The organism is Streptomyces sp. NPDC007095, assembly GCF_040634475.1.
GTDB lineage: Bacteria > Actinomycetota > Actinomycetes > Streptomycetales > Streptomycetaceae > Streptomyces.
Genome location: NZ_JBEYFS010000236.1, coordinates 10,892 through 17,519, shown reverse-complemented (window position 1 = coordinate 17,519; position 6,628 = coordinate 10,892). Strand labels below are relative to the sequence as shown.

The window sequence follows — 6,628 nt, the reverse complement described above, 5'->3', positions numbered from 1 at the left end:
TTCCGCGACATGGTGATGTCGATGAAGTCGTAGGCGAGGTCCTTGTTCTTGGCGGCCACGGACGCCGGCACGGGTGCCGGTACGGCCACGGACGCGGGCACGGGTGCCGGCACCACGCTCTCCGAGGGTGAGGGGACCACTGTCGGGGGCGGCGCGGAATCCGAAGGTGCGGCGGACGCCGCAAAGCTGTCCGAGGCAGAGGCCGAGTTGGCGGCGCAGCGGCTGGAGCGGGAGCGGATCGAGCGGCGGAAGGCCGAGAAGCAGGGACCGATCGCGGCCGGGGCCAAGCTCAGCGGGACGGCCGCCGATCTGCTCGCGGCGGTGCGGGCCGTGGAAAGCGGCGAGAAGCCCGTGGCCACCGCCTTCCGTGAGCCCGAGCCGAGGCCGCGCAGAACGGTCGCCCCGGAGCCCGCGCCGCGCCCCCAGCCGGTGGCCGCCCCGGCCGGGACCTCGGCGGCCCTCGCGCCGGAAGCCGTCGCCGCCGTACGCGCCGTACTGGGCGAGGGCGGCGCACCCGACACCCTCGCACCGGGGGCCCTCGCGGCCCTCGGCGAGGGCGCGGACGACCAGCTGCGCGAGGACCCCTGGCAGTTGCTGCGGGTCGCCGGGGTGCGGCCCGAGCAGGCCGACGGGTTCGCCCGCGCGCTGCTCGGCGCGGAGTGCCGCCCGGACGACGAGCGGCGCGGGCGGGCGGTCACCGCATGGCTCCTCGAGCAGGCGGCCCTCGCCGGGCACACCGCCCTCGACGCCCCGGCGCTCACCGCCGCGCTGGCCCAGCGCGCGGTGCCGGATCCGGACGCGGCCGTGCAGAGCGCCCTCGCGGAGGGCGACGCGCTGGTCTTCCAGGACGCCCTCGACACCGCTCCCCCGGCCCAGGAGGAGGGCGCCGAGGAATCCGAGGAGCGCCCGGTCCGTGTCCTCATCGGCCTGGAGCGGTACGCGCTGGCCGAGGAGAGCCTCGCCGACGGGCTGGCCCGGGTCATGAACTCCGTACCGAAGACGGACGGCTCCGCCGACGGGTGGGAGCGGGCCGCCGCGTCGGCCACCCGCTCCGCCGCGGAGCTGATCCGGGCGGTCGCGGGCCACGGCCTGGTCCTGCACACCGGCGGGCACGCGTCCCAGGCCGAGGCGGCGGCACTGCTGCACGCCGCGCGCGGTCTCGGCCTGCGCGGCTGGGCCGCCACCCACACGTCGAGCGGCCGTGACGACTTCACGGCCCGGATGGCGCGGTACGACCTGCCGGACGGCCCCTCGGACGGCGGCCCGTCGGGCGACGCCGGGGACGGGCCGGTCACCGGGGTCACCACCGTCGCGGGACTCCTCTCGGGCGCCGAGGGCCCGGGCCGGGACCCGGACGGCGCCTTCGACCTGGACCTCCTGGTCGTCCTGGACGCACCGCAGCTGGACGTCGAGACGGCGGCGATGCTCGCCGAATCGCTGCCGGACGGCGCGCGGCTGGTGCTGAGCGGGGACCCGGGAGTGCTGTGGTCGGCGGGTCCGGGGCGGGTCTTCGCCGATCTGCTCGCCGCCCGGGTGTGCCCGCAGGTGGCCTCGCGGACGCCGGACCCCGGCCCCGTCGGGGAGCTGGTCTCCGGGGTGGGCATCGGCGAGCTCAACCAGGTCGAGGCGCCCGGCAAGGAAGTCGTGATCGTCCCCGTGCGGGACGCCGGCGAGGCGGTGCACCGGACCGTGCAGCTGGTCGCGGACTCGGTGCCGCGCGCCATCGGCATCCCTGCCGAGCAGACGCAGGTGATCGCCCCGGGGCACGGCGGCGCGGTCGGCACCCGCGCGCTGAACAGCGCGCTCAAGGAGCGGCTGAACCCGGGTCCCGGCCGCTTCGGGGGCTTCGACCCCGGGGACCGCGTCGCCCACTCCCCCGCTCCGGGCCGTACGGCGGTGGGGCACGTGGTGAAGGCCGACGCCGACGGACTGCACCTGGAGTGCTCGGGTCTGCCCGTCGTCGTACCGAAGGAGCTGGTGGAGCAGTCGGTGCGGCACGGCTGGGCGCTCACGGCGCACCAGGCGGTCGGTCTGCGCTGGCCCGCCGCGGTCGTGGTGCTCCCCGGTGACGCGGCGGCGGCCCTGACCAGGCCCTGGGTCTACACGGCCTTCGGCCGGGCCGAGCGCCATCTGTCCGTGGTCCACGGGGTGGAGCAGGCCCTGCAGCGGGCGGTGGCCGAGGTCCCGCAGAAGCCGCGCACCACGCGTCTGCCCGCCCTGCTCAAGGCACAGGTCCCGCCAGCGGGCTGAGCCGCCGCCCAGGGACACGGCTCCCGTACGCGGGAAGGTGGCGGCCACCGGGCTTCCGGTGACCGCCACCTTCCTGTGACGCGGTGCTCAGCTCTCCCCCGACGGGATGCTCGGGATCCTGTGCCGCGATGCTCAGCGATCGGCGTCCAGCGGCTCCAGATCCCCGTCCGGGTCCAGCTCGGAGTCCGGGCCGAGGTCGTCCTCCAGCTCGTCGTCGTCCGACTCGTCGTCGAAGACCGCGCTGACGTCGAAGCGGCAGACCACACGCTGCGGATCGATCGCCTCGAAGGGGGTCTCCAGCCACTCTCCGGGGTCGGCCGGTTCGTCGGCGGCCGTGACCCAGAGTGTGGAGTCGCCCTCCTCCAGACCGAACTCCTTGTGCCGGGAGGCGATCTCGTCCGGCTCGAACTCCCCGAACAGGACGCCGAGCGCCCCGTGCACCGAGCCGGACACCGCGTCGAAGCCCGCGGCCGCGGTGGCCCCGTCCTCCTCCACGGCCTCCACCCGCTGGGCCTGTGCCAGCAGTCGCTGCGGCTCCACCACCACGTAGTCCCGGCGGATCAGCACGCTCAGCGCGTTCGGCTCCTCGGGGCCCGTGTACGGCGGCAGCGTGTCGTCGCTGCCGGGGATCTCGAAGGGAGTGACCTCGTCGTATCGGTCATAGAGCAGCTCGTCGTACTCCTCGGCCGCGGCGGCCAGCTCGTTGAACGCCTCGTACACGGCCGGGTCGTCATCGCCCGACCTGCGCTCGACCGCGGCCAGGTGGCGGTCGAGAGCGGTCTTGACAGCCTCGGCGGCGGCGCGTACCTCGGCAGCGGTGGGCTGCACAGCATCAGACATAGTGCAGACGCTATCCGTACAGGGCCTCTGCCCGCACAATAGATGCGATGCCGGAATACGAATTTGTCGACGTGTACGTGCCGCGCGGGGTGTCCCGTAAGGAGACGACACGCCTGCTGACGGACCATGCGGAGTACGGACACTGGGAGTTGGACCGCCTCAGCCTGCACCCCGACGGCAGCCGCAAGGTGCGGCTGCGCCGACGGATCATCCGCCAGGTGCGTGCCACGTGGTGAGGGAAAGCGGCTGAAACGGAGCGGACCCCACCAGTGCGGGCCCGCTCCGGTCGCTTCGCCACAGGAGATGCCTGTGGCGAAGCGATGACGCCTGCCCCGGCCCCCGTTCCAGGCCCGGACCTCTCCCTGTCCTGCCGGTCTACGCGCCTGAGCGTGCCCGGCGGTAGAGCACGGCGCCCGCCAGCAGCGCGCCCGCGGCCGCCGGGATCACCGCGCCGATCGGCAGGTCACTGCCGGTGTGGGCGAGCTGCGCCGGGGCGCTGTGCGGCTGGGAGACGTGGTGCGTCCCCGGGCGGTGGGGGTACGAGGTGGACGGCACGCTCGGGGTTCCGGGGTGCGCGGGCGTACCGGGCTGTGCAGGCGTACCCGGGTGTCCGGGGTTCCCGGGCTGACCGGGGTGTCCGGGCTGACCCGGGTAACCAGGGTGACCGGGCTGCCCAGGGTGACCGGGGTGACCGGGCTGACCCGGGTGACCGGGCTGACCCGGGTGACCGGGCTGACCCGGGTGACCGGGCTGACCCGGGTGACCGGGCTGACCCGGGTGACCAGGGTGACCAGGGTGACCGGGCTGACCGGGCTGACCCGGGTGGCCGCCGCCGGGCGGATAGTGGGTGTGGCCGCCGTGTCCGTTCGCGCAGTCGTTGCCCATCGCCGGGTTGCCGACTCCGACGACGTTCACGCTGTTGCCGCAGACGTTGACCGGCACGTCGATCGGCACCTGGACGTGGTTGCCGGACCCGACGCCCGGCGAGCCACTCGCGTGCCCACCGGCCTGGGAGCCGCCCGAGTGCGAGCCACCACCGTCATGGCCGCCTCCGTAACCGCCCCCGTACCCCCCGGCGGACGACCCACCGCCGCCGCGGTTGACGCACTTGTTGCCCATCGCCGGGTTGAGCAACCCGACGACGTTCACGGTGTTTCCGCAGACGTTGACCGGCACGTGCACCGGTGCCTGCACCGTGTTGCCCGACAGCACGCCGGGCGAGTTGGAACTGGCGCCGCTCGCACCCGAGTCGGCGTGTGCGTAGCCTCCGGTCGCGGCGAGCACGCCGGTCGCGGCCGCCACGGTCATCAGGCCCTTGCGGGTGACCTGTCGCATAGCTGAATTCCCTGCCTTAGTCCTTGGCTTGGACCCTCCGGAAAGCGCACGCATCCGTCCCGTGCGTGCGCCGAAAGCCGGTCGGCCCCGGAGCGCATGGCGCACGCTCCGGGGCCGACGGGCTCAGACCCTCATGGGGTGAGGCACAACGTCAGTTGTTGATGCAGGTGTTGCCGAAGGCGGGGTTCAGCAGCCCGATCACGGAGACCGTGTTGCCGCAGACGTTCACCGGGACGTGAACAGGCACCTGGATGACGTTGCCGGAGATGACGCCCGGGGAGTGCACAGCGGCACCCTGGGCACCCGAGTCGGCGACAGCCAGGCCCGCACCCGCGAGAACCAGACCACCAGTGGCAGCCGCAGCAGCGACGACCTTCTTGATCATTATTCCTCCTTGTAGGCAAATGCGATCCCAAGTAGCGGATCACATCACCTGTAACGAGGAAGAAGTACTTGAGCTACGAGCTTATGGTCCCATTCACCCGTCCCGGGCGATCTCCGCACGTACGGGCGATTGCAGGCGTCAACGCGTCATGACGCCCCGATGAAGCGGTCGAGTACGCGGACGCCGAACTTCAGGGCATCCACCGGCACCCGCTCGTCGACCCCGTGGAACATGCCCGCGAAGTCCAGCTCCGGCGGCAGCTTGAGCGGGGCGAAGCCGAAGCAGCGGATGCCGAGGTCGGCGAAGGACTTGGCGTCGGTGCCGGCCGAGAGCATGTAGGGCACGGCGCGCGCGATCGGGTCCTCGGCGGACAGCGCGGTCTGCATGGCGTCGACCAGCGCCCCGTCGAAGGTGGTCTCCAGCGCCTTGTCCGCGTGCACGTCCTCACGCTTGACCCTCGGGCCGAGAATCCGGTCCAGGTCGGCGAGGAACTCCTCCTCGTACCCCGGCAGGTAACGCCCGTCGACGTGCGCGGTCGCCTGCCCGGGAATCACGTTGACCTTGTATCCGGCACCGAGCTGGGTCGGGTTGGCGGTGTTCTGCAGGGAGGCGCCGATGAGCTTGGCGATACCGCCGAGCTTGGCGAGCGTCTCGTCCATGTTCTCCGGGTCGAGCTCGGTGCCGAGCGCGTCACCGAGCTCGTCGAGGAAGTGCCGCAGCGTCTTCGTCACCCGGACCGGGAACTTGTGCCGCCCGAGCCGCCCGACGGCCTCGGACAGCTCGGTGATCGCGTTGTCCTTGTGGATCATCGAACCGTGCCCGGCGGTGCCGTCCACGGTCAGCTTCATCCAGTGCATGCCCTTCTGGGCGGTCTCGACGAGGTACAGCCGCAGCTTCTCGTTGACCGTGAAGGAGAACCCGCCGACCTCGCCGATCGCCTCGGTCACGCCCTCGAAGAGGTCGGGGTGCTTGTCGACGAGGTGCCGCGCACCCCATGTACCACCGGCCTCCTCATCGGCGAGGAACGCGAGGACGATGTCACGCGGGGGCTTGCGCCCGCTGCGCAGCCGGTCCCGGACGACCGCCAGGGTCATGGCGTCCATGTCCTTCATGTCGACCGCGCCGCGGCCCCACACCATCCCGTCCGCGATCTCGCCGGAGAAGGGGTGGTGGGTCCAGTCCGCCGCGTTGGCCGGTACGACGTCGGTGTGGCCGTGGATGAGCAGCGCGGGGCGCGAGCGGTCCTCGCCCTCGATACGGGCCACGGTCGACGCGCGCCCCTTGTGCGACTCGAAGATCTGCGGCTCGAGCCCGACCTCGGCGAGCTTCTCGGCCACGTACTCCGCGGCCTTGCGCTCACCCGGTCCGGAGTGGTCCCCGTAGTTGCTGGTGTCGATCTGGATCAGCTCGCGACAGAGGTCCACGACCTCGTCCTCGCCAGAGACGCTCCTGGCCGTGTTCGACTCGCTCACGCTGCTTCCTCCCACTGTCACTGCTGGTGGTCCCCCTCATCCTCTCCCCCACCCCCTCCTCGCCCCAAGGGCGGACCCGGCCCGTCACACGCCGTTCACGCGGCGACGGGGTGTGACCGGAGGCCCTCGAAAGCCTGGTAATGTTTCCTCTGTCGCCGCGAGGGAAACCCCGCGCGACAGACACCTTGTCCGGGTGGCGGAATGGCAGACGCGCTAGCTTGAGGTGCTAGTGCCCTTTATCGGGCGTGGGGGTTCAAGTCCCCCCTCGGACACACAGAGGAGTGAGGGCCGCGACCCACAGGGGGCGGGCCGCCCCCGGTTGGAGCCAAACAGGGCGCAAAACGGA

General features: G+C 72.3%; 6 protein-coding genes and 1 tRNA gene. 3 read left to right on the top strand and 4 right to left on the bottom strand.

Annotation, left to right across the window (positions count from 1 at the left end; all coding sequences use genetic code 11):
• The first annotated feature begins 207 nt into the window (after positions 1-207).
• Positions 208-2,250, top strand: coding sequence for a helix-hairpin-helix domain-containing protein (locus ABZ656_RS47685; protein ID WP_360277462.1), 2,043 nt, complete (start codon positions 208-210; stop codon positions 2,248-2,250).
• 132 nt (positions 2,251-2,382) lie between these two features.
• Here the strand turns inward: ABZ656_RS47685 and ABZ656_RS47680 are convergent, their stop codons facing one another.
• The gene (locus ABZ656_RS47680; RefSeq protein ID WP_101406073.1) at positions 2,383-3,090 is read right to left on the bottom strand and encodes a hypothetical protein; all 708 of its coding nucleotides are present in this window, start codon (positions 3,088-3,090) and stop codon (positions 2,383-2,385) included.
• A gap of 47 nt (positions 3,091-3,137) precedes the next feature.
• Between ABZ656_RS47680 and ABZ656_RS47675 the strand changes: the two genes are divergently transcribed.
• Positions 3,138-3,326, top strand: a complete 189-nt coding sequence (locus ABZ656_RS47675) for a DUF5703 family protein (protein WP_054231126.1) — start codon at positions 3,138-3,140, stop codon at positions 3,324-3,326.
• Between the two features lie 139 nt (positions 3,327-3,465).
• Here ABZ656_RS47675 and ABZ656_RS47670 read toward each other — a convergent pair whose 3' ends face one another.
• The 3 genes from ABZ656_RS47670 to ABZ656_RS47660 form a co-directional block, all read right to left on the bottom strand.
• Positions 3,466-4,425: a chaplin gene (locus ABZ656_RS47670; RefSeq protein ID WP_360277457.1), complete on the bottom strand. Its 960-nt coding sequence runs from the start codon at positions 4,423-4,425 to the stop codon at positions 3,466-3,468.
• A 151-nt stretch (positions 4,426-4,576) separates the two neighbouring features.
• Positions 4,577-4,810, bottom strand: coding sequence for a chaplin ChpH (gene chpH / locus ABZ656_RS47665; protein WP_099940520.1), 234 nt, complete (start codon positions 4,808-4,810; stop codon positions 4,577-4,579).
• A gap of 146 nt (positions 4,811-4,956) precedes the next feature.
• Positions 4,957-6,282, bottom strand: coding sequence for a M20/M25/M40 family metallo-hydrolase (locus ABZ656_RS47660; RefSeq protein WP_101406071.1), 1,326 nt, complete (start codon positions 6,280-6,282; stop codon positions 4,957-4,959).
• A 187-nt stretch (positions 6,283-6,469) separates the two neighbouring features.
• Between ABZ656_RS47660 and ABZ656_RS47655 the strand changes: the two genes are divergently transcribed.
• A tRNA-Leu gene (locus tag ABZ656_RS47655) sits at positions 6,470-6,554 on the top strand.
• The last annotated feature ends 74 nt before the right edge of the window (positions 6,555-6,628 follow it).

Excerpts from the sequence above, each read along its gene's own strand:
- ABZ656_RS47680 (WP_101406073.1), bottom strand. The coding sequence starts at position 3,090 with ATGTCTGATGCTGTGCAGCCCACCGCTGCCGAGGTACGCGCCGCCGCC.
- ABZ656_RS47675 (WP_054231126.1), top strand. The coding sequence starts at position 3,138 with ATGCCGGAATACGAATTTGTCGACGTGTACGTGCCGCGCGGGGTGTCC.
- ABZ656_RS47670 (WP_360277457.1), bottom strand. The coding sequence starts at position 4,425 with ATGCGACAGGTCACCCGCAAGGGCCTGATGACCGTGGCGGCCGCGACC.
- chpH (WP_099940520.1), bottom strand. The coding sequence starts at position 4,810 with ATGATCAAGAAGGTCGTCGCTGCTGCGGCTGCCACTGGTGGTCTGGTT.